At 31.4% G+C, this 26,748-nt stretch carries 21 protein-coding genes and 8 tRNA genes; 1 reads left to right on the top strand and 28 read right to left on the bottom strand.

Annotated elements, in window-relative coordinates; all coding sequences use genetic code 11:
• Positions 1-173: 173 nt before the first annotated feature.
• The 10 genes from DWW96_RS10235 to DWW96_RS10190 all read right to left on the bottom strand — a co-directional run bounded on the left by DWW96_RS10235 (position 174) and on the right by DWW96_RS10190 (position 12,870).
• On the bottom strand, positions 174-1,943 hold the full coding sequence (locus tag DWW96_RS10235; protein WP_117910330.1) for an ABC transporter ATP-binding protein: 1,770 nt from the start codon (positions 1,941-1,943) through the stop codon (positions 174-176).
• The gene (locus DWW96_RS10230) at positions 1,933-3,669 is read right to left on the bottom strand and encodes an ABC transporter ATP-binding protein (RefSeq protein WP_022088232.1); all 1,737 of its coding nucleotides are present in this window, start codon (positions 3,667-3,669) and stop codon (positions 1,933-1,935) included. The genes DWW96_RS10235 and DWW96_RS10230 overlap by 11 nt, the downstream gene beginning before the upstream one ends.
• A 111-nt stretch (positions 3,670-3,780) precedes the next feature.
• Positions 3,781-5,007, bottom strand: a complete 1,227-nt coding sequence (locus DWW96_RS10225) for a DUF4317 domain-containing protein (RefSeq protein ID WP_022088231.1) — start codon at positions 5,005-5,007, stop codon at positions 3,781-3,783.
• A 287-nt stretch (positions 5,008-5,294) separates the two neighbouring features.
• A complete protein-coding gene (locus DWW96_RS10220) occupies positions 5,295-5,813 on the bottom strand; it encodes a DUF4364 family protein (protein ID WP_022088230.1) in 519 nt (172 codons plus the stop codon).
• Between the two features lie 7 nt (positions 5,814-5,820).
• A complete protein-coding gene (gene yihA, locus DWW96_RS10215; RefSeq protein ID WP_117910329.1) occupies positions 5,821-6,408 on the bottom strand; it encodes a ribosome biogenesis GTP-binding protein YihA/YsxC in 588 nt (195 codons plus the stop codon).
• 31 nt (positions 6,409-6,439) lie between these two features.
• Positions 6,440-8,758, bottom strand: a complete 2,319-nt coding sequence (gene lon / locus DWW96_RS10210; RefSeq protein ID WP_117910328.1) for an endopeptidase La — start codon at positions 8,756-8,758, stop codon at positions 6,440-6,442.
• A gap of 15 nt (positions 8,759-8,773) precedes the next feature.
• Positions 8,774-10,078, bottom strand: coding sequence for an ATP-dependent Clp protease ATP-binding subunit ClpX (gene clpX / locus DWW96_RS10205; RefSeq protein WP_117910327.1), 1,305 nt, complete (start codon positions 10,076-10,078; stop codon positions 8,774-8,776).
• A gap of 62 nt (positions 10,079-10,140) precedes the next feature.
• Positions 10,141-10,722, bottom strand: coding sequence for an ATP-dependent Clp endopeptidase proteolytic subunit ClpP (clpP, locus tag DWW96_RS10200; RefSeq protein ID WP_117910326.1), 582 nt, complete (start codon positions 10,720-10,722; stop codon positions 10,141-10,143).
• Between the two features lie 25 nt (positions 10,723-10,747).
• Entirely contained in the window at positions 10,748-12,028 is a 1,281-nt protein-coding gene (gene tig / locus DWW96_RS10195; protein ID WP_117910325.1) for a trigger factor, read from the bottom strand.
• Positions 12,029-12,318: 290 nt separating this feature from the next.
• A complete protein-coding gene (locus tag DWW96_RS10190; RefSeq protein ID WP_022088224.1) occupies positions 12,319-12,870 on the bottom strand; it encodes a DJ-1 family glyoxalase III in 552 nt (183 codons plus the stop codon).
• Positions 12,871-13,049: 179 nt separating this feature from the next.
• Between DWW96_RS10190 and DWW96_RS10185 the strand changes: the two genes are divergently transcribed.
• Complete coding sequence (locus DWW96_RS10185; RefSeq protein ID WP_022088223.1) at positions 13,050-13,499, top strand: CYTH domain-containing protein; 450 nt, start codon at positions 13,050-13,052, stop codon at positions 13,497-13,499.
• A gap of 103 nt (positions 13,500-13,602) precedes the next feature.
• Here DWW96_RS10185 and DWW96_RS10180 read toward each other — a convergent pair whose 3' ends face one another.
• The 18 genes from DWW96_RS10180 to DWW96_RS10090 all read right to left on the bottom strand — a co-directional run bounded on the left by DWW96_RS10180 (position 13,603) and on the right by DWW96_RS10090 (position 26,558).
• Positions 13,603-14,469, bottom strand: coding sequence for an RsiV family protein (locus DWW96_RS10180; protein WP_022088222.1), 867 nt, complete (start codon positions 14,467-14,469; stop codon positions 13,603-13,605).
• Between the two features lie 11 nt (positions 14,470-14,480).
• Entirely contained in the window at positions 14,481-15,089 is a 609-nt protein-coding gene (locus tag DWW96_RS10175) for a sigma-70 family RNA polymerase sigma factor (protein WP_117910324.1), read from the bottom strand.
• Between the two features lie 26 nt (positions 15,090-15,115).
• Complete coding sequence (locus DWW96_RS10170) at positions 15,116-16,957, bottom strand: acyltransferase family protein (RefSeq protein WP_117910323.1); 1,842 nt, start codon at positions 16,955-16,957, stop codon at positions 15,116-15,118.
• A gap of 237 nt (positions 16,958-17,194) precedes the next feature.
• On the bottom strand, positions 17,195-19,276 hold the full coding sequence (locus tag DWW96_RS10165; RefSeq protein ID WP_022088219.1) for a hypothetical protein: 2,082 nt from the start codon (positions 19,274-19,276) through the stop codon (positions 17,195-17,197).
• Between the two features lie 174 nt (positions 19,277-19,450).
• Positions 19,451-19,530, bottom strand: a tRNA-Leu gene (locus DWW96_RS10160).
• Positions 19,531-19,578: 48 nt separating this feature from the next.
• A tRNA-Lys gene (locus DWW96_RS10155) sits at positions 19,579-19,651 on the bottom strand.
• A 29-nt stretch (positions 19,652-19,680) separates the two neighbouring features.
• Positions 19,681-19,752, bottom strand: a tRNA-Gln gene (locus DWW96_RS10150).
• Positions 19,753-19,760: 8 nt separating this feature from the next.
• Positions 19,761-19,834, bottom strand: a tRNA-His gene (locus DWW96_RS10145).
• Between the two features lie 28 nt (positions 19,835-19,862).
• Positions 19,863-19,936 (bottom strand) — tRNA-Arg (locus DWW96_RS10140).
• A 78-nt stretch (positions 19,937-20,014) separates the two neighbouring features.
• A tRNA-Gly gene (locus tag DWW96_RS10135) sits at positions 20,015-20,085 on the bottom strand.
• A gap of 4 nt (positions 20,086-20,089) precedes the next feature.
• Positions 20,090-20,164: transfer RNA gene (locus tag DWW96_RS10130), tRNA-Pro, on the bottom strand.
• A 130-nt stretch (positions 20,165-20,294) separates the two neighbouring features.
• Positions 20,295-20,783 carry a metallophosphoesterase gene (locus DWW96_RS10125; RefSeq protein WP_147339825.1) on the bottom strand — a complete coding sequence of 163 codons (489 nt, stop codon included), beginning with the start codon at positions 20,781-20,783 and terminating at the stop codon, positions 20,295-20,297.
• A 41-nt stretch (positions 20,784-20,824) separates the two neighbouring features.
• A complete protein-coding gene (locus DWW96_RS10120) occupies positions 20,825-21,421 on the bottom strand; it encodes an XTP/dITP diphosphatase (protein ID WP_022089055.1) in 597 nt (198 codons plus the stop codon).
• 51 nt (positions 21,422-21,472) lie between these two features.
• On the bottom strand, positions 21,473-22,630 hold the full coding sequence (locus DWW96_RS10115) for a class I SAM-dependent RNA methyltransferase (RefSeq protein WP_022089054.1): 1,158 nt from the start codon (positions 22,628-22,630) through the stop codon (positions 21,473-21,475).
• 131 nt (positions 22,631-22,761) lie between these two features.
• On the bottom strand, positions 22,762-22,956 hold the full coding sequence (locus DWW96_RS10110) for a hypothetical protein (RefSeq protein ID WP_117910322.1): 195 nt from the start codon (positions 22,954-22,956) through the stop codon (positions 22,762-22,764).
• A 57-nt stretch (positions 22,957-23,013) separates the two neighbouring features.
• On the bottom strand, positions 23,014-24,261 hold the full coding sequence (locus DWW96_RS10105; protein WP_022089053.1) for an MBL fold metallo-hydrolase: 1,248 nt from the start codon (positions 24,259-24,261) through the stop codon (positions 23,014-23,016).
• A gap of 147 nt (positions 24,262-24,408) precedes the next feature.
• Positions 24,409-24,482 (bottom strand) — tRNA-Arg (locus DWW96_RS10100).
• A gap of 807 nt (positions 24,483-25,289) precedes the next feature.
• Positions 25,290-26,558 (bottom strand): GH25 family lysozyme, encoded by a 1,269-nt coding sequence (locus tag DWW96_RS10090; RefSeq protein WP_117910320.1) that lies wholly within the window; start codon positions 26,556-26,558, stop codon positions 25,290-25,292.
• Positions 26,559-26,748 lie beyond the last annotated feature (190 nt).

Below are 26,748 nucleotides of genomic sequence, written 5' to 3'. Positions count from 1 at the left end.
TATGAGAAAATAGCCCGATAGGGTGGTTTTCGAATATTTTGTAGAATTGCGAGAGTTCGAAGAACGTAGCAATTCGTGTTATATATTTATATAAGAATATTCATAGTCCGATAGAACTGTTTTCTCATATATTTTGTAGAATTGCGAGAGTTCGAAGAACGTAGCAATTCGTGTTATATGTTGAACTGTGCCATATACAAATTATAATATGCACCTTTCTTTTCCAATAATTGTCTATGATTTCCTTCTTCTATTATCTTTCCATTATCAACAACAAATATTCTATCTGCTCTCTTTATTGTAGATAATCTGTGTGCAATTACAAAAGAAGTTCTTCCACTCAACAATTTATCAATCCCTTTTTGAACTATTAATTCTGTTTTTGTGTCTATACTTGATGTTGCTTCATCAAGTATAAGTATTTTAGGTTTTGAAACCATTGTTCTTGCCAATGCTAAAATCTGTTTCTGACCTATAGATAATCCTCCACCACGCTCTAACAACTCAGTATCATAGCCTTTATCAAGCTTCATTATAAATTCATGAGCATTAACAGCTTTAGCAGCTTCGATTATTTCTTCATCTGTTGCATCTAATTTTCCATATCTTATGTTATCTTTGACAGTTCCTGAAAAAATAAAATTTTCCTGCGTCATTGTTCCAACCTGTTTTCTAAGGCTTTCTATCGAAACATCTTTTACATCATAACCATCTAACAACACTCTTCCTTCATTTGCATCATAAAATCTACTGATAAGATTTATTATAGTTGATTTTCCTGCTCCTGTAGGTCCAACTATTGCTATCGTTTCTCCCGGTTTAATAACAAAGCTTACATCATCTAATACTTTTTCTTCATCATATCCAAATGTAACATGGTCAAATGTAACTTCACCCTTTATATCAGGTAAATCGACAACACCTTTCTCATCCTCTATTTCAGGCTTTGTATCTAAAATTTCAAATATTCTTTCTGCTCCTGCAATATTTGTTGTTATCTGATTATAGAAATTGCTTAAATTATTAATAGGCTGCCAAAACATATTAATATATGTTCCAAATGCCAAAAATGTACCTACAGAAATATTTTCATCTTTCAATACAACAATTCCTATAAAATATAATGCAACACATCCAAATCCCCATGAGAAATCAATAACAGAACCAAAACAGTCACTTAATCTTACAGCTGATCTGAATGATGATTTATGTTCATTTAGTAACTCATCAAATGTTTCTTCTGTTTCTTTTTCAGCAGTAAAACTATGAATTATTTTCATTCCCGACATATCTTCATGCAAAAACGCATTTAAATTAGAAGATTTTTTTCTAAAAGTCTGCCATCTTGGATGAGCCTTAACCTGTATCATTGTTATTGCAATTGCCATAAAAGGTGTACTTATAAGTGCTGCTACTGCAAGTTTTGGATTCTTAGAAAACATAATAATAACAACTGCACATACTGTAATAAAATCAGGTATTAATGTTGTTACACAATTTGACAGCACATCTTTTAAGGAATTTATATCTCCGATAATCCTAGATAATATTTTTCCTGTAGGTCTACTATCAAAGAACTTAAATCCAAGTTTTTGTATATGAGTATATAATTCCTGCCTAATTGTAAGTAATATTTGATTACACATTTTAGCCATTATATACATTCTAAGTTTAATGGCAAATGTTGCAATTAAATTGATAATTAACGCTATAATTAATAATTTGTATAAGCCTATATAGTCTTTATTTCCAATATGATTATCTATTGCTGACTCAATTATTAGAGGGTTTATTAAACTTACAACTACACAATATCCCATAAGCATCAAAACTAACACTATTGTCCACTTGTATTTTAACAAATAAGAAAGCAATCTTTTAAGAGTTTGAAGTTTACTTTTTTCTACGCTTTTTTCATCTTCTTTATATGAATTATAAGCCATTCACTTCACCCCCTTCTACATCACCATATTGAGATTGATATGTTTCATAATAAAGGCCATGTTTTTCTAACAACTGCTGATGCTTTCCTCTCTCAGCGATAATTCCATCTTTGAGAATTATAATTTCATCAGCATTTTTCACAGCACTAATTCTATGGGCTATTATAACCTTTGTAACACCATCTAATTTCCTTAATGCTTCCTGAATCTGTTGCTCTGTTTCCATATCCAGTGCTGATGTAGAATCATCTAATATCAGTATTGGATTTTTCTTTGCAAATGCTCTCGCTATGCTGATTCTCTGCTTCTGTCCTCCCGACAGTCCAACACCTCTTTCACCTATTACAGTATTATATTTATTTTTCATTTTAGTAGCAAATTCACTTACCTGTGCATTATTTGAAGCTATCTCTACTTCTTCCTCACTTATGTAGTCCTTTTTACCAAGTTTGATATTTTCAGCTATTGTGTCGGAAAATAAAAATACATCCTGCATAACCTGAGAAATACTTTCTCTTACCTGACTTAGTTTCATATCCCTTATGTCAACATCATCAAGACATATTTTTCCTTTATCAGCATCATAAAATCTTGACATAAGATTAATTATTGTAGATTTTCCCGACCCGGTTTCTCCCATAATTCCAAGTGTTTCTCCAGGTTGTACTTCAAAAGAAACATCTCTTAATATATGTTTTCCTTCTTTTCCATATGCCACATGGTCAAAAGTAATCTTACCCTTAACCTCATCAAGAATTATAGGATTTTCTTTTTCTTTGATTGTTGGTACTTCATTATAAATTTTCTTTAATTTTCTATTAGATGCAATTGCTGATGAGAAACTATTTGTAAGCCATCCAAGCATTTCCATCGGCCACACTATATTATTTGAATATTCTACCATTGCAGCCAATTGTCCCAAAGACATTCTTCCATCAATAACAATTTTCCCGCCTGCGAGTAATGTTAATAGCGGTAAAATTTTTGTTACTACAGAAAAATAAGGATAATATTTTACAAATACTTTTGACTGCTTCATATTCAATTCATAATATCTGTTGTTATGATTCAGAAATTTTTCTATTTCATATTTTTCTCTGGCAAATGCCTTAACTGTTCTGACTCCTGCAAGATTTTCTTCCGCAACAGTATTTAACTCGGCATTTTCTTCGCTTATTTCCTCATACACTGCTCCTAGTTTTCTTTCCATAATTAAAGCAATACATCCACAAAAAATCATGGCTACTGTAGGTATAATCGCAAGTTTAACGTTTGTTGTATACATGCAAAATAATACTATTGATGTATGTATTACCACTTCAATCAACAGCATACTTACATAGCTTAATCCATCCCAGATTTTATCAACGTCATCCTTAATTCTTGACATCAATTCACCGGTATCCGTTCTATCAAAGAAATCCTGGCTCAATTTCTGTGTATGTATAAATAAATCTTTTCGCATAGAACTTGCTATATCAGAACCTAAGCAGTCAAATGTATATTCTTTTATATATTGAAATACCGCTCTTCCTACGCCTATTGCCAAAATTCCTGCAAGTAAATATTTTAATTTGCCTATCTGTCCACCTACAATAACATCATCAATAATATGTTTTGTAAGCTGCGGTGACATTAAATCAAGACTTACTGCAAGAATCATCGAGCCTATTGCCAAAATATATCTAAGTTTATTTTTCCATATATATGCAGATAATTTTTTCACTTCTCCTCCTTTTTATCAGTAGATCTTTTATGTAATTGCAACTCCTCTTTTATAATCATTTTAATGAAGTAAGATTATAAACTCTGAATGATATTGTACTCTTTAAAAATTTTAACGCTTCACAATATTTATGTTATCTTCTTCCGATACAGGAATCACAATGCACTTTTGTCCTTCAATTAATTGGGTTCTTATTTCATCTTTCTTATCACCTGAAACTCTTACAAAAATTTCATTATCATCTGTCTCCTGTGTTTCTTCTTCGTCATTGTTAATTGTGCTATTTGCAATAGTTTCATTTGCTTCTTCTAACTTTGCTGTAAGTTCTTCCACTTTTGCTGTAAGTTCAATCTTTTCCTTCTTCTCAGCACTTTGTTTCACAATTTTTTGGTCAACAATATTTTCTGCTTCAGGTAATTCTTCACCTAATGTATGCACAAATTCTTCCGCGATACTCTGCGCAACACTTCCCATTACGCCACTTTCAGTAATAACCTGCGCAACAACTTCTTCTGTTAATTTTTCTTCCGGTTTTTCTTCTATTACATCTGCCAAATTTTCATTAACTTTGATCAACACCTCTTTATGGTCATCTTCAGGTACATGCTCTAATAACAAATTATTAAAAATAACCTGTTTTTCTGCATTTGTATGTTTGCTTTCACATCCTAAAATATTATTTACCAATTCTTTATGTGGTTCTTTTGCATCCTTTGAATAGAACATAACATTATGTATATCCGTACTTCTATCTGTAAATGCCGGAAATAAAAATCCGCTTTCCGGAAGTCCGACAATCCAGTCCCTGTCTACTGTTCCAATTCTATTCTCGTCTTTTCTGTATCCAAGTCCCGGTTTACTTAAAGCCACAGGACATATTGAGCATATGATATATTCAAATATCTCTTCTGACTCATCTAACTTATTATTGTCTGTTGTTTTTGTCATTACATCATAAACATCATGGAATAATAAAATTAGATAATTTCCTGTATGTTCATAATTTTCTATTACCATATCATAAAATGACTCAAGCATTTCTTCATTCTTTAACTGACTTGACTTAATTGCCATAAGACTTTGCTGATGTCCTCCCGGTTCCTCTTCAGCTAATGGAAATTCATATTCCATTAAATTATTGCCTATTGTACCTGACAATGTTTTCTTGGCAATTTCAAGGTATTTATAAAATTCTTCTTCCTCTAATCCCAAAAAGTTTTCATCTATATTTACAATTTTATTTTTTTCTCCATCCACATAGCATCCTGTCATTTTTGTAAATGTACAACCATCTTTTGTCATTCTTCTTTTTAATTCTAATATTCCTTTTTTATCCATCTCTCTATTACCATGTAATTTTTAATTTTACTTACGGACAACTCCTTGTTTTATTTGTAGTTGTCTTTCCATTTAAATAATTACTATTCCTTTCTCTATTTTTGTTTTAAGTCCATCAATTAACATCGTTTCAAATTATTATACATTTTTATTTATAGTCTATATAAATTTAATACCTATTTTTATTCACTACTCATTTTAATTCATAGTCTTTTTAGCGTATAATTCATATGAACATGATATACATTATTTTTTCTTTACAACAAAACTGACAAAATAGCCAAAGGCTATTTCGTCAGTTTTGTTATAACCATTTCATATATTTCCTGACTTGCATCTTTCCATTTAGCACACATTTTTGCAGCGCTTTCTTTATTTGGTACAGTCAGATTTATTTCAATTAATGTACTTGCATCTTCATTTACCTGACAATGCACAATATAATCTCCATCATTTACTCTATAATAGTCAGAAACTGTTCCGACTTCATTTCTAAGTTCATACTTATTTGTTATCAAAAAAGTATCCATATCATCAATTATTGCATTAGGAATTTTATTTTCAAAAAATTTTAAACTTTCTCTTCCTTCTGATGTTAAATGATAATATGATGTATTTCTTACTGTATCCGAAAACACGAAATTATTTTCGCATAACTCATTTATCGATTCCTGTAATGAAAAGTAATTCGTATACTCATTTTCTAAGAAAAATTCTGAAATCTGTGAATTTGTTAACGGAAAATCAACCTTATTAAGCATGTATAAAATCATTAATTTATACAATGTAGCCGAATCCATTGCCATTTCTTATCTACTCCTTTGTAATCTGATCTATGATATCCCATATTTCATCTCTTCCCTGTTTTGTCTGAGCTGAAAAAGGAATAATAATTGTTCCCGGTTCCACGTTAAGTTTTTCCTTAATTATCTTTACATTTTTCTGAACCTGGCTTCTTTTTATTTTGTCCAGCTTTGTTGCAATAATAATCGGATAGAACCCATTTGCCAAGATCCATTCATACATTTCTACATCATTAGTTGACGGTGCATGTCTAATATCTACCAATAAGAACACACATTGTAACTGCTTAGAGTTTCTCAAATATCTTTCAATTAACTTTCCCCATTTTGCCTTAACTTCTTTTGATACACTTGCATATCCATATCCGGGCAAATCAACATAATATAATTTATCATTAATATTATAAAAATTAATTGTTTGTGTTTTTCCAGGCTGTGAAGATGTTCTAGCCAATGATTTTCTATTCATTAACGCATTTATCAATGATGATTTACCTACATTTGATTTACCGGCAAAAGCTATTTCAGGTTTATCATTGTCCGGAATTACGCTTGTAACTCCACAAACTTTTTCTAATTCTACACTCTTTATTATCATGTTGATTTACCTTTCTATTTATATGTCGTTATTATTTAACTAACGCCTGTTTCAATACTTCAGTCATTTCTGAAACATATACTATTTTTAGTCTATCAGTAATTTCAGTTGAGAATTCTTCTACGTCAGTTTTATTTTTCACCGGCACAAGTACTTTTTTCATTCCCGCATCTTTTGCTGCCAACAATTTTTCTTTAAGTCCACCTATAGGAAGAACCTTTCCTCTAAGAGTAACCTCACCTGTCATTGCTAAATATCTGTCTACAGGAATATTTGCAATGGCTGAAACTATTGCTGTTGACATAGTTATACCCGCTGATGGTCCATCTTTTGGAACTGCACCTTCCGGAATATGCATATGTATATCATTCTCTTTAAAGAATTTACTGTCAACGCCATATTCTTTGGCAACACTTTTTGCATAACTAAGCGCAATCTGTGCTGACTCTTTCATAACATCGCCTAGATTTCCGGTTAAAACCAGTATTCCTTTTCCAGGCATTGTATTTACTTCTATCTGTAATGTGTCTCCACCTACACTAGTCCATGCAAGTCCTCTAACAATTCCAATTTCATTCTTTTCATTTGCTTCATCCTGACGGAATTTTTCTTTTCCTAAATATTTAGTAATATTTTTCGATGTTACTTTAATACTTTTCTTTTCTTTTCCAACTATTATCTTAGCTGCTTTTCTGCAAATTTTTGCAATTGTTCTGTCAAGACTTCTGACACCTGCTTCTTTTGTATAATATTTTATAATTTTATTTATTGCTTCATCAGATATTGTAAGTTGTGATCTTTTCAAACCATTTTGCTCTAATTCTTTCTGAATTAAATGTTCTTTAGCAATATGGAATTTTTCATTATCTGTATAACTTGATACTTCAACTATTTCCATTCTGTCTAAAAGCGGTCTTGGAACAGTTGACAAATCATTAGCTGTTGCAATAAACATTACTTTCGATAAATCCAAAGGCACTTCCAAATAATTGTCTCTGAATTTAGAATTTTGTTCTGAATCTAACACCTCTAACATTGCTGCTGCCGGATCACCATGAATACTTTGACCTAATTTGTCAATTTCATCAAGTAAAATAAGAGGATTAGCTGTATTTGCCTGTCTGATAGCAGTTGCAATTCTACCAGGCATAGCTCCAACATATGTTTTCCTGTGTCCTCTTATCTCAGACTCGTCTGTAACTCCTCCTAAACATATACGGACATATTTTTTATTTAATGCCTCTGCAATTGAGCGCGCAATTGATGTCTTACCTGTACCCGGAGGCCCTACTAAGCAAACAATTGGACTTTCGCCTTTATCTTTTGTTAAAACCCTTACAGATAGAAATTCGAGCATCCTTTCCTTTACATCTGTAAGTCCATAATGATCTCTGTTTAAAATTGCCTGTGCATCTTCAACTTTTTGATTCTCTTGTGTACAGTTATTCCATGGCATATCCAACATAGTTTCAATATAATTTCTTAATACATTACTATCTGCCGGATTACCCGCTGACATACGTAATCTTTTTATTTCTTTTAATATTTTTTCTTTTATTTCATCATCAGCATTTAACTTTTTAGTTTTTTCAATCATCTCGTCAATATCTGACGTAGCATCATTTTCGCCAAGTTCATCCCTGATGACTCTCATTTGTTCTCTTAAAATATGTTCTCGCTGATTTTTATCTATATTTGTTTTAACTTTTTCTATAATTTCAGCTTTTACCTGACTTATTTCATTTTCAATACTGAAAAATGACAAAATCACTTCATATCTTTCAAGTAGTGTATTTGCCTCTAAATATTTCTGCTTTGTTTTAAAATCCATTCGGATTCTCATAATAATCTGAAGCATTGTACCACTTAATGACTCCTGATTATCAATATTTTTTATTCCAACAGGTGTCAATTCATGATTAATACCATCATAAATTGCTAATTCATCCTTAAGTTCTCTTAATAATGCAATTTCTCTAACCTGAGTAATTTTTTCATTCGGCTCTTTAATTATTTCAATATCGCCTTTAATACATGAATTTTCTTCATTGTAAGAATGAATTATTCCTCTTTCTTTTGCTTCAACCATCACACGCACTATCCGGTCAGGCATCTTATTAAGTTGTTTTACTTCAACAACAGTTCCTACTTTATAAACGTCATCAAAACCCGGTGCGTCTACCACCGGGTCTTTTTGTGTTACTACAAATAATTTTTCGCCTGTCGTCACAGCTTCATTCGCTGCTGCAATAGACTGTTTTCTGCTGACGTCAAAATGAACTGTCGTTCCCGGCAATATTGTTAATCCTCTAAGTGGTATTACCGGCAAATTTAACATTTCGTCTGGCATTTCTACTCCCTTACATTAAGCTGGTTGAATCTGTTCGTTCTTTGCTTTCTTATTTGCTCTTTTTATTTTCGCATCCAAATTATTTTTGTACTTTAACTCAGGATCTGCTAACTGGTTTACTACATCTTCATTAATAATGCATTCCTCGATTGTTTCATCTGAAGGTGTTTCATACATTACATCTAATACTGTTTGCTCCATAATTGCTCGCAATCCTCTTGCCCCTGTCTTTCTTTCAAACGACTTTTTAGCAATTGTCTTTAAAGCTTCATCCGTAAATGTTAATTTTACTCCATCAAGTTCAAATAACTTTTCGTACTGTTTTACAATCGCATTTTTTGGTTTTGTTAAAATTTCCACTAATGCATTTTCGTCTAATGATTTTAATGCAACTGTTACAGGCACACGTCCTATAAACTCAGGAATAATTCCAAATTTAACCAAATCCTGTGGCATTACTTCGCCAAATAACGCATCGTTATTCATTTCAGTATTATCTGTTATTTCAGAATTAAAACCAATTGCTTTCTGATCCATTCTGTTTTCAATAATTTTTTCTAATCCATCAAATGCTCCTCCACAGATGAACAAAACATTTGTTGTATCAATCTGAAGCAATTCCTGATGTGGATGTTTTCTTCCTCCCTGAGGTGGTACACTTGCTACTGTTCCCTCTAAAATCTTAAGTAATGCCTGTTGCACACCTTCACCTGAAACATCTCTAGTGATTGATACATTTTCAGATTTCTTTGTTATTTTATCTATTTCATCAATATAGACAATTCCATATTGTGCTTTTTCAATATCATAATCCGCTGCCTGAATAAGTTTAAGTAATATATTTTCTACATCTTCTCCAACATATCCTGCTTCTGTCAAAGTAGTTGCATCAGCAATTGCAAACGGTACATTAAGAATTTTTGCTAAAGTCTGTGCTAAATATGTCTTTCCGGAACCTGTTGGTCCTAACATAAGAATGTTTGATTTCTGTAATTCTACATCCAAATCATTTCCTGCCAATACTCTCTTATAATGATTGTATACAGCTACTGAAAGAACCTTTTTTGCCTCATCCTGTCCTATAACATATGAATCCAAAAATTCTTTTATTTCTTTTGGTTTAAGTAAGTTGATGTCATCTGTAACAGCACTATCCTGCGCATGGTATACCTCTTCTTCAACAATTTCTGCGCAAGTCTCTACACATTCGTCACATATATATACTCCTTCCGGGCCTGCAATCAGTCTCTTTACCTGATACTGAGATTTACCACAGAATGAGCAGCGTACATTGCTATCATCAAAATTTTTACCTGCCATCATAACCTCTTTCTAATTTTAACAATAAGGCACCACTAATGCGGTGCCTTATAAATTCCATGCTATCTTGTTTCAATAACCTTATCAATCAAACCATATTTCTGAGCTTCTTTCGCTGTCATCCAATTATCTCTGTCTGTATCAGCTTCCACAACCTCAAGTGGCTGACCTGAATTGCTAGCTAAAATTTCATTTAACTTTTTCTTTGTTTTTAAAATATGCTCTGCAGCAATCTGAATTTCAGTTGCCTGTCCCTGAGCACCACCAAGTGGCTGGTGAATCATAATTTCTGCATTAGGAAGTGCGTAACGTTTTCCTTTTGTACCGCTTGATAAAAGGAATGCGCCCATACTTGCTGCCATACCGATACATGTAACTTCAACATCACACTTGATGTATTTCATTGTATCATATATAGCCATTCCTGCAGTAACTGATCCTCCCGGACTGTTAATATAAAGATGGATATCTTTACTTGGGTCCTCGGATTCAAGGAATAATAACTGTGCTACAACTATACTTGCTACAGCATCATTAATCTCTTCACCAAGAAATATAATTCTGTCTTTTAATAATCTTGAATAAATGTCATATGAACGTTCGCCTCGGCTAGTCTGTTCAATGACGTAAGGTACTAAACTCATGTGCCATACCTCCTGTTTCTGTTATTTATTTTGCAGCGTCAACTACTAACTTAGCAGCCTTCTGTACTGCGATGTCTTTCTTAATTGTCTCTTTATCAGCATCTGTTGTGAACTGCTTAATCTGATCAAGTTCCATATTGTACTGTTTAGCCATTTCTTCTAATTCTTTTTCGAATTCTTCATCTGAAACTTCGATGTTTTCAGCCTTAACAACTGCTTCTAATACAAGTCTTGCTTTAATTCTTTCTTCAGCCTGTGGTGTTACCTGTTCAAGTAACATTTCAGGTGTTGAACCTGTAAACTGCATATACTGTTCAAAAGAAATTCCCTGTGACTGTATTCTCTGAGCAAAATCTTCAACCATCTGCTGTGCCTGTGCTTTAATCATCTTTTCATGGATGTCCATCTTAGCATCTTCAACGATTGCTTTAATTACATCAGCTTCTTTCTGCTGTTCTGCTTCTTCTTTCTTCTTTTCTTCAAGGTTCTTCTTAACATCTTCCTTGTATTCAGCAAGTGTATCAAATTCAGATACATCCTGAGCGAAATCATCATCTAATTCAGGAAGTTCTTTAACCTTGATTTCTTTAATATTTACCTTGAACATTGCTGGTTTTCCTGCAAGTTCTTCAGCCTGATACTGTTCTGGGAAAGTAACGTTAACTTCAACTTCGTCTCCTACTTTCTTTCCTACTAACTGATCTTCAAATGTGTCAATAAATGAATGTGATCCAATTGTTAATGGATAATCTTCACCCTTTCCACCTTCAAATGCAACACCATCAACAAATCCTTCAAAATCGATTGTTACCTGGTCTCCATTTTCCACTTCTTTATCATCTGCAGCAACTAATCTTGAGTTCTGTTCCTGAACCTTTGCTAATTCAGCATCAACTTCTTCATCTGTTACTGTTGTATCCTTAGCTTCTACTTCAATTCCTTTGTATTTTCCAAGTTCTACTTCAGGTTTTAATACTACTTCTGCTGTAAAGATAAATGGCTTTCCAGCTTCAATCTGTACGATATCGATTTCAGGCTGAGCAACGATTTCTAATTCACTTTCTGTTGCAGCATCAGCATAAGCTCCAGGAATCATGCTATTTACAGCATCTTCATAAAATACGCCAACGCCATACATCTTTTCAATCATCTTACGAGGTACTTTACCTTTTCTAAATCCAGGAATGCTGAATTTAGATTTAGATTTCTGGTATGCACTTTCTATAGCCTTTTCAACCTCTTCAGCAGGTACTTCAATTGTAAGCTTTGCAGTGTTATTTTCTAACTTTTCAACTTGTAAACTCATCTTAATATTTCCTCCTTGAATATGTAAAATGGACTATGAGTCAGTGTCCATCTTTCTATCTTTTTGATTGCAACAGGGCATACTACACCCTATACGCAGTACAACATTATAACATAAATGCAAGATACTGTCATCATTTTTTTATTAACTTTTTCAACTCTCTTTTTATCAATTATTATTTTTTTATTTAATACTTATATAATATTATTTGTAAACTTTCTCTATATAAATTATAAACTTCTAAGTGTTTTAACTATTGCATTTTATCAATTCTTTATTATGCAGATTTACTATCTATTAAAATGAATTGCTTCAGCAATACTTCCTGCTTTTTCTTCGCTGTCTAATATAGATACCATTTCAAGTCCCATCTCTAATGCTGCTCCTAATCCGTTTGCAGTAACAAACTGTCCATCAGTAACTACGCTTCCACCATATTCTTTGCAATCCATTTCTTTTTCAAAACTTCCATGACATGTAGCTCTTTTATCTTTTAGTAAGCCCAAATGACTATATATACTTGGTGCTGCGCATATAGCTGTAAGATACTTGCCTTCCTTATAATATTTTAATATTGCCTGTTTCAACATATCGCATGCCTCAAGATTAGGTGTGCCCGGTATACCTCCCGGAAGAAAAATTCCGTTTCCTTCATCAAAATTAATATCTTTAATTAATTTATCTGCCTTAATATTTACTTTATGAGAACTTTCAACCATTAATTCATCTGTTACGGATACTGTAACAACATCAATTGTATGGCTTCTTCTCATTAAATCTATTACCATTAACGCTTCTGTTTCTTCAAATCCCTGTGCTAAAAATGCATATATTTTCTTCATGTTATTTATTCCTTTCTATATCATTTTATTAGTTTTATTCTGTACAATCACTTTCTTTATATTTGTACTTTTCTTGCCTTTATTATAGCAAACTGATAATATTATTCTAGTATTTAATGTTTTGTTATACAACTATATTTTATGAAAGGTATTAACGTATTTGTTATAATGGTATTTTTATGGAAATAGAACGCAAATTTATTCCTAAATGTCTTCCTGACAATTTAGACTCTTATGAACACCACGATATTCAACAGGCTTATTTAAATACTTCTCCTGTTATTCGAATCAGAAAACAGGATGAGGATTATTTTCTTACATATAAAGGTAGCGGAATGATGTCTAGAGAAGAATATAATCTTCCTCTGAATCAAAAAAGTTATTTTCATCTTTTGACAAAAGCCGATGGTAATATTATTACAAAAACACGATATCTCATTCCTCTATTTAATTCTCTAACAGCTGAGTTAGATATTTTCCACGATATATTTGATGGTCGTTTACTGGTAGAAGTCGAATTTAATTCTATCGAAGATGCCAATTCATTTATTCCACCTGAATGGTTCGGAGAAGATGTCACATATGACAAAAAGTATCATAACAGTAATATGAGCAAAGAAATATTGTAATTTTTTCAACTCAACAAAAAAAGGATTTAACGCAATAACTAAAAATTTTTTACCTTTTTAATTATTGCATAAATCCTTTTATTATTACATTAGTCTTTTTTATTTATTTCAAAATATTTTGGATTGTTTTATGTGATATTGTAAACTCTAATGCGCCCATATATGCCGGTGCAACATCTCCTTCTGCAAAACATATAACTAATTCACCTGAATTATTAATATAAAACTGTTGATTTTCATCTATTTTTTCAAATGTTGTATATTTTTCCTCTTCATCTATAAAATATTTATACTGTGAATTTTCTTTCATTTTCTTTTTCATCTGTTTCTTTATATCTTTAGTAATTACATCTACATATTGACTATCTTTTTTAAACAAATCTGTTAATTTTATCACTTGTCCTGTCTTTTTATCAATTGTATAAAAATAGTTTACTTCATAACCATCTGCCTGAGACATATATGCTGACAACTTAATGCAATAATAATCAATTGAATTTGTAACTACAGTATTATTCACCTTTAAAGAAGAATACCCTAAGCCACCAACTTGTTTTCTAAATTCTTTAATAAGTTCATTTGTTTTTTTCTTCATATCCTGATTTATTTTTTCTTCAGATTTATCAGCGTTTTCTCTAATTTCTAATTCCGTATCTTCTGTTTTATTTTTCACTTTTTTCAAATTAATATCTGCATAATTTTTGCCATCATCAAATTTATATTGCCTAAATGTGACCATTTCAAAATATGCACCTACAAAAGGTATTTTTTGCATAGCATATGCTGTTGATTCATTTATATTAGGAATTATTATTGTACATATAATTACTGCTGCAACCGCAACTGCCATATGCCAATAATTCTTTTTTTTAATGCATAAAGAATCTGCCTCTTTTAAATATTTTTCATTAATTCCACTCATAGCTTCCAGCAATTCTAAATTACTGATTTTTTCTTTTTTATTGTCCATGTCTATCCTCCTTAATATATTTCATATCCTTCATTTTCCAAATAACTCTTTAATTTTTTTCTCATTCTATGCAATAACACTTTTACTGCCGACTCTTTAAGATTAAACCTATCCGCAATTTCTTTTATTTCATCCAAATAAAAATATCTTCGTACAAATATTTGTCTTTTTTGTTTTGGCAGTTTTTCGAGATATTTATTAATTGAATTTTCTAATTCTTTTCTATCCATTTCCTCACTCACATTATTATTCAATAGAATTTCGCACTCATTTAATTCATCTAATGTCTTTTCAATTCTTGAATTAACTCTTTTGCTTGCATTTTCATATTTATATTTATTAATTGCCTGATTTCTTGTTATTTTTCCAATAAACGCTGATAAAATCTCCGGAATTATCGGTGGTATGGAATCCCAAACTTTCAGCCATGTATCATTTATACACTCCTCTGTATCTTTTTCATTTAACAAAATTCTAAAAGCTATTGAATAACAATATTTACCATATTTTTGTTCTATATTTACAATTGCTCTTTCATCCCTTTCAAAAAATTGTTTGATAATAACTTCATCATCCACTATTTCATTTATTTTTTTTTGATTAATTGACGAATTTTTCATTTTAATTTCCTTACTAAAATCTATTTTCAGTTATCCGTATTTATATTATTTAAAATATTATTATATAGCAACGTTGCGTAAGCCTTACACCCCGATTCTGTTAAATGAATTCCATCATTCACAAACCAGTCCTTATGACTTTCTCCATATGTTGACCAATCTATTAAATTCACATTTTTATATTCGTTTACAACGCTTTCAATCATATGATTTGATTCTTCCTGCCACTGCAAATGTTCGCCAAAAACATTTACCCAATATATCTGTCGCTTTGCACCAATAGCTTTAATCAATTCTTTTCCTGTCGAAGCAGAAAATGTTCCATTTGTTCCCAATGCAATAACAACAATATCTCCTAGCTTTCCTTCTCTTTCTAAATTCTTAACAATATCTTTTGCCTGCGATACCTGCCTTGACACTTTTGCATCAATAATTATATTAGGATTTATTTTTTTCAATTCGGCTGATGCTCCTAACAATACAGAATCTCCTATTATTGTAATTTTTTCATTTTTAATTTGCTGCTTTTTTGTTTTTTTCTTTTTTTCATTAGTATAATCTTTATTATTCACTTGTTCATTTTTTAAAGTTACAGGTTCTTGATTATTTGCTATGTCATTATTTTTTTTCTCATAATTGTTTTCATTTTTCATCTCACTTACTACTTTGTTTTCATCAGCTTTTATTAATGTTCTATTCAATACCTTTGACAAGTCACATCTAACAGTCAAAATACACATAATCAAAACTATACATGCAGATAAATAACTCTTAGCTAAATAACTTTTAACAAATTTATTTTTTTTGCCTCTTATTCGATTGGTGTTTAAACGTTTTGTAAAGCAATTTTGAACTATTGCAATACCTAAAATCAACAATATCTGTATTACCCATGATGTGATTCCATAATTTGCCTTATAATATCCAAAGATAAATATAATAGGATACATCCATAAATATATTTCATAACTTATCTTTCCAACAATAGTTAGAGGGCTCTTTTCAATTACTCTACTAAATCCACTGCCAGACATCAGTAAAACAATTAATGCACAAATAACACTATTTACGAACAGTCCTCCTAAATATACATATGCGCTCTGTCCTTCTACAATAAAGTATCCACATATGCATAACACACTTAACATTACTAAAAAAATGTTTTTGGCATATGAAACTATTTTTGACTCGCTATGCTTTAAATTATTTTGTATAATTGCTACAAGCACTCCCATCAAAAGCGAAAACATTCTTGTATCTGTCCCGTAATATAATCTTGATACATCATTTTGTGGGCTATACAAAACACTCATCCACGCTCCGCCAACTAACACTACTAAAGCAAGTATTATTAAAGTTTTCTTTTTAGAAAAGTACTTTTCACCACGTTTTATCATGAAAAATAGTACAGGCCAAACAATATAAAATTGCATTTCTATAGCTATAGCCCATAAATGTGTAAATGGCGACTGGTTACTCATTCTGGCAAAATATGATGCATTTTGTTGAATTTGCCACAAATTATTATATCCTCCAAAAACGCTAATAATTTCACTTGTTTTTCCTTTTAACACTTCCGGTATAAATATCGCTAACATTCCACACACCGAGCATATCATAATTATTAATGGTGGGAAAATTTTCTTTATCCGTTTCATGTAAAATTTTTGAACAGAATATTTTCCATTCGTCACTTCCCATTCTGCCCCTTTATAAATCAAATATCCTGATAAAACAAAAAACATATTGACTCCAAGAAATCCTCCTGGAAATTTGCCTGGTATTAAATGATAAAAAACAACTCCCAGAATTGCGATTCCTCTCATTGCATCTAAACCTTCTATATAATTTTTCTTTTTAGTATTCATTTTTATCCCTTTCTAATTAGTTTTATTATTTTTATCTTATATATCTATAGACACGATAATTTCATATCAGGTTACACTTTTTTTTGAAAAATTATATCTTTTAGTTTTTTTGTGCTAACTAAATAAAAAGCCTCATTAATGTCCCGGCTTCTAATCGTTAGATTTTTTTGTGCTAACTTTTAAAAGTAAGTATACTAATGAGGCTTTTCATTAATTTTTTAATTTCACCACAATCATTTAGTTCCAAAACATTATTAGATTTCTTAAATGACAATATATTCTCATACCTTTTTCATTATCATAATATGTTAATGTGCTCTCAGGTGTAACAGCAATACTTGCTGCAATCGTACTTATAACAGCCCATATCGTACATAATACAAAAACTCGGTATATCCATTTTTTTAGTTGTTCATTCTTCATATTTCCACAAACATAGAACATAACTGCCAATCCCGCCATCATAAACTGCCATGCATAATCACATCCGTATCTTATGGAATAACCATTTTCCCATGTCATTGAAACCATTATTAACGGGAATATAATTCCAGGTATAAGCCATGTCAATGCAAGTTTTATCTTCTCTTTTTTATCAAAATTCTTAGCAAGTTTCGGTGCATATAGAACTGAAAGTATTGGAAGTCCTCTTGCAATCAATCCCATTGTACATGGTGTATCCACAAAATAATACCCATTAAGCTGCATTGAGTCATAATTACCATGTATGAACGGAAATGTTGAATTAATAGTCGGTATAACTAACAATGTATTTACAACAGCAACCATAACCAATTCAATAGTTGATTTTGCCTGAGTAAAATCATTTATTGTTAATGAATATTGAATTCCAAAATCAAAAACACTACCAAATCTTGCATAATTGTACCACATTTGAATTAATCCAAATACAACATAAGGCACACCTGCTGCCAAAACATATTTGATAATCTCTATTGCATTCTTTCCATTTTGCTTATTGTTCTGAATTAATCCATATAAAATCCATATTACACATGCGAAGCACCAAAATACAGCTGTAACTCTTGCAAGAACTGCTAATCCCATAAACAGCGCAGACAAAAACAGGAAACTTTTTTTAATTTTCTTTTTCTGAAAAATTCCACTGTTTATAATAAAGAACATTCCTATCGCTGTAAAGCAAAGTCCTGATGCTGATGCTAATTCGTAAAACTTAGGTCTTACAACATTTAATGTAACTCCACTAATTATCAACGTTGTAAACAATCCCATTATAGTCATCCTAAACGGAATCTTTTTAAACCAGTTTTTTACAACGCTTATATATATTAATGCTATAAAAATCAACGCTATCATACTATAAATGTAAGTCGCTAAGGCCGTAGAAAAATATTTTCCCGTAATCTTATGATATGGCATAAATAACGTTAAAACTGTTGTTATTCCATAATATGAATAATATTTTCCATTATAAAGCAAATGATCCCATTTGTATGATTCTCCCATTGTCGTTCTTTGCGTCCAATCATACGGATTATCCACATCGAGTAACGCCTGCGGAACAGGATCAAGCAATGATACCTGTCCTTTTTCAAACGCATCAACTAATTCCTGATTTATCTGATTCGTCACAACTTCTTCTGTTTTAAACAAATCATCTGTATACATTTTTGCAATAAATGTAAGTGTTAACGCTGATACAACTACTGCAAATATAACTACCGCCTTTTGACTTTTTTTCTTCAGATTCATTCTTCCATCAAGTCCTGGATATTTAGCAAATACATATCCCAAAACCATTATGATAAATATCATAAAAACTCTGATAAAAGAAAATTTAAATGGGATTTTTTCATTTATAGTCAAACCTGTAATTGTATACCTCTGATTTGCTTCAGATTCTATTTTCATGGTAATCGTATATGTTTCACCTGTAAAACTACAAGTAGCATATTTTGTTTCAGGCATAGATTTAACTATATTCATCTTTTTATTGCTATACCTATCTGAGTCTCTATGTGCGCTTTCTGTATATGCGATACTTACATCTGTTTGTTCTTTTCCACCATCAGCAGATTCCATATTAAACTTTATCGTTTTAACATAATCATTTACCGGAAACTTTACTGCTATTTCCTTGTTCGATGCAGTATATACTCCATTACTCTCACTTGCACCTGTAACCTGTGCTTCCGACACTGGAATTGTCCTTTGATTATATTTACCTCCCAACAACGTAAAGCTCTTATAGTTAAACACAAAAATTTCCAATAAAATGCATATAACTAATGTTATTAATCCAAATCTAAGAACCTTGTCTCTAAATTCTTTTTCCACCTTTTTCTCCTCCATATCTATTGGCTTTTCTTATTCTTCGATTCTAATATCCCATGTGAATAGCATAATAAATAATACCATATATCTCCTTTTAATTAAAGGTAGCTTTTTATTTGATTTTTTAGTAATTCTTCAAAAACAAAAAGGATTGTCGCAATCGACAATCCTTTTTCATGCGGGTGACAGGACTTGAACCTGCACGGTCTCCCACCAGAACCTAAATCTGGCGCGTCTGCCAATTCCGCCACACCCGCTAAATCATTTCAAAAAATAACAGGTGTAAGATTTCTTACACCTGTCAGTGAGCCACCGGGGACTCGAACCCCGGACAACTTGATTAAAAGTCAAGTGCTCTACCACCTGAGCTAGTGGCCCATATAATGTTTTACTTGGTTGCCCAATAACTGGGCTAGCTGGATTCGAACCAGCGAATGCAGGAGTCAAAGTCCTGTGCCTTACCGCTTGGCGATAGCCCATTGTGAAAGGTGGCTAGAGGGATTCGAACCCTCGGCCTCCAGAGCCACAATCTGGCGCGCTAACCAACTGCGCTATAGCCACCACAGCATCTGGCTTCTTTCCAGAACAATGTGCCCGAAGGGATTCGAACCCCCGACCCACGGCTTAGAAGGCCGTTGCTCTATCCAGCTGAGCTACGGACACGCACATTCATTAACTTCTAGGTGTTAACCTCTCAGCTTACATAGAGAATCAACTTTCACAAGGCTCTCTAATAAGCAAAGCGGGTGATGGGAATCGAACCCACGTATCTAGCTTGGAAGGCTAGTGTTCTACCATTGAACTACACCCGCGAAGTCGGGGTGACAGGATTCGAACCTGCGACCTCTTGATCCCAAATCAAGCGCTCTAGCCAAGCTGAGCCACACCCCGATTGGTGTTAGTACTTCGCGTCTTCGTTGCTGTTTTGTTCTGTGTTTTTCAGCAGCAACATGATGTATTATATATTATGTATTTCAACTTGTCAACAACTTTTTTAAACTTTTTTTATTTTTTTAATCACTTATTTTTCAAAGTAATTTAGATTGTAAAAAACTTCCCCATTGTCAAGTAATTCCATCAAAATATAACTTGGTTTATGGTTCATCTGTCGCGGTCTTGAAATACTTCCGGGATTTATAACCGTAATGTCATCTCCCTGAATAATTTCCGGAACATGTGTATGTCCATACATCGCAATATCACAACCTTCTTCTAAAGCTGCATATGACAATCTTTCTATTCCCCATTCAACGCCGTAGGCATGTCCATGGGTCGCGAATATCTTATGACATTCTAGCTCAATTGTCAAGTATAATTTATTATTTGTTTCAAAGTCACAATTTCCACGTACAATTTCAACTGGGAAATTGCACATAGAACGTAGTAATTCATCTTCTCCCTGTATATCTCCAAGATGAATTAACATATCAATATCTTTAGATCTTTTTATTACTTCACTTAAATTTCCCATATTTCCATGCGAATCACTTACAACTAATACTCTCTTCATATTAACACCACTTTCAAACACTAACTTTATTCGTTTATCAATTACTGCAATTCTTCCTCAAGTATCTTTTTTACCTGTTCTAAAGCTTTTCCTCTATGACTAATACTATTTTTTAGTTCAGGCTCCATTTCACCTGTTGTCAACCCATATTCAGGCACATAAACTATTGGATCATATCCAAATCCATTTGTTCCTTTTTCCTTATAATCTATTACTCCCTCAATAGTTCCTCGACATGTCCTTATTCTTCCATCAGGAAATGCTACAGCCATTGCACACACAAATCTGGCACTTCTGTCACTTCCCTCTACTCCTTCAAGTCTTCTAATAATGTCGGCATTTTTTTCTGAATAAGGTGTATCTTCCCCTAAATATCTCGCTGAATAAATTCCTGGTTCTCCATTTAAATAATCAACCTCGAGACCTGAGTCATCTGCTAAAGCTATTTTTCCTGTCATTTCCATAATTGTTTTTGCTTTAATTATTGCATTTTCTTCAAATGTACTTCCATCTTCTACAATATCTACATCTAAGCCAATATCCTTTAAAGTTAACAATTTCAAATCAGGATTATTGCACATCATTCCTACTTCTCTTACTTTATTTTGATTTGTTGTTGCAAAAATTATTTCTTTCATTTTTATCTCTCTCCTATCTTTTTTCAAACAAATATTAAAGCATTCCGCCATTTATCGCAAATTTTCCTTCTTTTTAGGCGGTTTTGGTCCCATAAACTGATAAAAATATGTTTTAATCATTCCATTGTATATTTTTCTATTTTTAGTTGCTTTTAACCCCATATATTTTTCAGTATCTTCGTATGACGTTATTACAAATGCAGACCAACTGTCAAGTGCCTTGTACTGTCTACCTAACGCCTGATATATTGGAGGTAATTGTTCTTTTTCTTCTAATCTTTCTCCATAAGGTGGATTTGTTATAATAAACCCATATTTTTTGCTGTGTCTTAATTCACTAACCGGTCTTCTTTGGAAATGAATCAAATGGTCTACACCTGCTAGTTCAGCATTTTTTCGGGCAAATTCTACTACTTCTCCATCTATATCATAGCCTTGAATATCTACTTCTATATCATCATTTATCATATCATTTGCTTCATTTATTGCGTCATACCATAATTTCTTTTCAATAAGATTATCCCAGTTTTCTGCAGTAAATTCTCTATTCATTCCTGGTGCAATATTTGCTGCTATTAACGCTGCCTCTATTGGAAATGTTCCACTTCCACAAAATGGATCAACTAAAATTCTGTCTTTGTTCCAAGGTGTAAGCATTATTAATGCTGCTGCCAAAGTCTCTGAAATAGGTGCTTTAGCCGTATTTTTACGATATCCTCTTTTATGTAAAGAATCACCTGAAGTATCAAGCGCTATAATAGCTTCATCCTTGTAAAAAACAACTCTTAAAGGATACTCATTTCCTGTTTCTGCAAATCTGTTTACTCTATACTTTAATTTCAATTTCTCTACCATAGCCTTTTTTACAATTCTTTGTATATCAGAAGGACTAAATAACTTACTTTTTATAGAGCTTGCCTTTTTCACCCAGAATTTTCCATCCTCAGGTATATACTCTTCCCAATCCATAGCTTTTACGGCTTCAAACAATTCGTCATAAGTTGTCGCCTTAACTCGTCCTACCTGAAGTAACACTCTCTCTGCAGTTCTCAAAAAAACATTTGCCCTACATACAGCTGAAATATCTCCCTCAAATGTGACTCTTCCATCTTCAACTTTAACGATATCATATCCTAAATCCTGAATTTCTCTTTTAAGTACCGCTTCAATTCCAAAATGGCACGGTGCAACAAAATTATATTTTTTCATATGCTATTCCTTTTCTTTTTTTAACTAACAATTTCATCCATTGTACCATATTCTTAGCAACATATGTAAAGGCATTTTGCACTAAATTGCAAAATGCCTCTACAAAAACAAAATTCCTTTTATAAAAAATATTAATATTTATCAGAACAATCTTCTTCGTTTTTTGAAGTTGAGTTCTTTGATGTTGTATTCTTTGAAGTTGAGTTCTTTGATGTTGTATTCTTTGAAACTGAGTTTTTTGATGTTGAATTATCTGAAATTTTGTTTTCTAAATTTGAAGTACTATTTTTTGAATTTGAAAATTCATTTGAATATTTTTTTGACATAATGTCCTCCTAAATTCTTTTTTTGTTACATGAATATTATGCCTCAAATATTTTTATTTATTCGTTTTTAAAACAATTTTGACACTTACTATATCCTTGTGCCTCTGCCTCATCTATTGTTCCATCAAAATATACCTTATTATTATCACTCATCTGTTTTACACTTTTACAATCATCCTTATGAATTTTCTTAGTATTTTTATTTAATACATAATTGTCTGATTTATTTGAACTTTCATTTTCGATTGACCTATTATCACCTTCATTTGAGCTTATAAGTTTATTATCTTGGTTATTCTCATATGAATCTTTATTTATTTTCTCTCCAGATTCTAACTTATTATATGAATCTTTATTGAATTGGATTTCTTTTTCCGTAAACGAAAATTCAATTTCACCTTCTATATCCGTCCTATATATTTTTGCTCCTATTTTATTAAGTTTTTCCAATGTTTTGTATGCCGGGTGCCCATACGCATTGCCTTTACCGGCACTTATCACTGCATATTCAGGATCAATTTTATTTAAAAATTCACTTGAACTCGATCCACTACTACCATGATGATTTACTATATAAACATCTGAATTTATATCTATACTATTATTTACAATTTCTTCTTCAGAAATATTAGTTGCATCCCCTGCAACTAAAAAACTTTTATTATTATATTTAAACCTAATTCCAACAGAATAGTCATTTACATTGCTATATCCTGTTGAATTTGGCGCTATTATAGTGAATTCACCTCTTCCTAATGAATATGTCTCTCCTACAATTGGTTGTATTCGATTTATTTTTTTATTATCCATAATACTGATAAATGAATTATATACTCTTGTTGTAGTTGTATATTCAGGGCAAATAACATTTTCTACATCAAAAACATTTAATGCCCCTACCACTCCATTTAAATGGTCTGCATCGTAATGCGTTGCAATTACATATTTAAAATTTGTAATTTCTTTCTTTTTCAAATAACTTACCAGATACGATGACTTATCTGAGTCTCCACCATCTATAAGCATATATTCACCATCTGATTCAACTAAGGTACTACTTCCCTGTCCTACATCCAGTACCCATACATTGCATTCTCCTTTAATTGATGAAATACTGTCAAATTCATCTGTGCTTCTTTCTACTTTATTTTCATTAGTTAAGTTATTTGAAGTCACATCTATATCATAATTTACACTTTGATTTTCATTGTTAAAATTTGTATTATCTATGTCTTTGTCTTCACAACCAACTGTTAATATTATTGTCATTGCTATACATATTAATAATCTTATTACTTTTTTCATTTTATTTTCCAATACAAATTTACTTGTATTTAAAACTCTCCCTTCTAAGATTTATATATAAAAAAATAGCATATACCAAATAAACTCTTATAATTACCTTAATTTAGCATAACAAAAAATCCTCTAGACAAATCTAGAGGATTTTAATGTACGTGACAGGATTCGAACCCACGACCTTCTGGTCCGTAGCCAGACGCTCTATCCAGCTGAGCTACACGTACAAACAACGTCGTTTTACGCGACATTGCATATTCTACACTAAAATTTATTAGATGTCAATATAAATTTAGTAATTTAGTCTGTGAAGTCAAAAGTTTATTTCCACTTTGAAGTGGGTAAAGTGGATTTTAGTCTTACACTTAATATATGCCTGACAGCCATTGGAAAGTCAGGTTTATATGAGTATTAATAATTCTCTTTCACATTTAACATTATATGAAAGACGCATCATTCTTACCGGCATTACCAGTGATTCTTCAAAAACGGCCATTGCTCAAACCATTGGCAAAAACAAGTCAACCATTGGCAAGGAAATTAAACTTCACCGCTCTCTTTCACATAAATGCAACATGCCCTTGGAATGCAGAAATTACTGCAAGTGTGTTTATGACAGGAAATGCACCACTGACTGTCCTGAGTGCATTTTCTTTAAAATTCTGCCTCTGTTACAATTAGTGTAACACTAATTGTAACAAAATGCCAAGAAAAAAGTGACATTTGCTCATTTTCGTAAGAGTAAATGCCACTTTATAATTCTCAATTTTCAAAGTGGAAATAAACTTTTCACTTCAACAATTTAATTTAGTTAATTTAGTTTTATTTTCATTTGAATATTTAATTTTATGTATATTTTTAATGTTTTTTATTAATCTCATTCTTAATCTATAGATTAATGTACATATTAATAAGACGATACATATTATGCTCTTAATTTTTTATCTATAAAAGTGTAATAAAAATTATAATTTAATTATATAAATTTATATCATATAATTTGCTTGATTTAATAAAAATATAATCAAATTAATTTAATTATCATTTTTACAAATAAAACTTGCATTTAAGTCTAGAGGATAATTACATCCTTTCATTCTTCCTTTATCTGAATATTGCCAAATAAATACATTTTCTAAATCATAATCTCTAAAATCATTCTTATCATATGTCCATCTTGCAACCCAAAGCCCATATTTTGCCAATTTATTTGTATATAAGAAATCTCTAAAATAGTTTGCATCGGAATATATTACTGTATTATATCCTGCATCTTCTACTGTCTTGCAAAATGCATCAATAATTTTTGTGTTTTTCTTTTTTAATTTTCGCTTTCTTCTGTAATCATTTTCAAAATCATATGCTATTGGATAATCAATATTATATTTTTTCATTTTCTTAATTACATATTTTGCTTCCTTCTTTGCTTCACGTATGTTATCAGCATAACTATAAAAATATACGCCAATCTCTACTCCATTAGCTTTTGCATTTTTCATATTATATTTAAAATTTTTATCCTTTATTCCACCCTTTTTAGAATCTCCATACCCTATACGAATCATTGCAAAATCAACGCCTGATTTTTTTATTTTTTTCCAATCAATTTTTCCATTGTGATGTGATACATCAATTCCTTTTTCCTGAATAGCCATTCCATAACTATTAGATATTTTACTTGTATATGTTATTCCATCTATATTTTCAAATGCCTTTACTTTGTATTTATATACTAACTTTGCATTTAATTTAGTACTATTATTTAATATGTTATATTCTGTATTTTTATCAATATATTTTCCTTCATTTTCATATACTGTTCCTATTTTATCCCAATTTTTATTATCTGAACTTTTATATACATAATATCCTGACGCATATGGATTAATATCCCAAGTGATACAAATTTCATCACCCTTTCCTGTTTTTGCAGTAACGTTTGTTACTGTCTTTGGATCTCCAACTATTTTCTCCGATTCATCACTTTCTGCAATTTTTTTTGAATACCTATATGAATATATAACGTATCTATATTCTTCACCTGTTTCAACATTTTCATCTAAATATTTATTTCCATAATTTACTGTATCATATTCTTCAAACTTTCCATCCTGATTAGTTCTATAAACTACATACTTTGTCGCATTTCTAACTACATCCCATTTTATTGCTATTCCATTTTCATTATTTTTAGCATAAACAATTTTGTTATTGATTACTTTTGCCTCTGTATTCACATTATTACAAAATATAATTCCCGTCATCAAACATATGCTTGTAACTGCATATAATAATTTTTTCATTATTTTTCCCTCATACCTTCTTTAATTTTTCAGATGTATCTTATACTAATACTAATTATAAACTATTCAACATTAAGCAATATTTTAAGACAATACCTTAAAATATAAACTAATGCATAAAAAAACAAGCAACCTAAGTTGCTTGTCTATGCCGGCGACCGGAATCGAACCGGTACGATATTGCTACCAC

Source organism: Eubacterium sp. AF17-7 (genome assembly GCF_003461285.1).
Classification (GTDB): domain Bacteria; phylum Bacillota; class Clostridia; order Lachnospirales; family Lachnospiraceae; genus Eubacterium_U; species Eubacterium_U album.
This window is presented reverse-complemented; position numbering and strand designations above follow the sequence as displayed.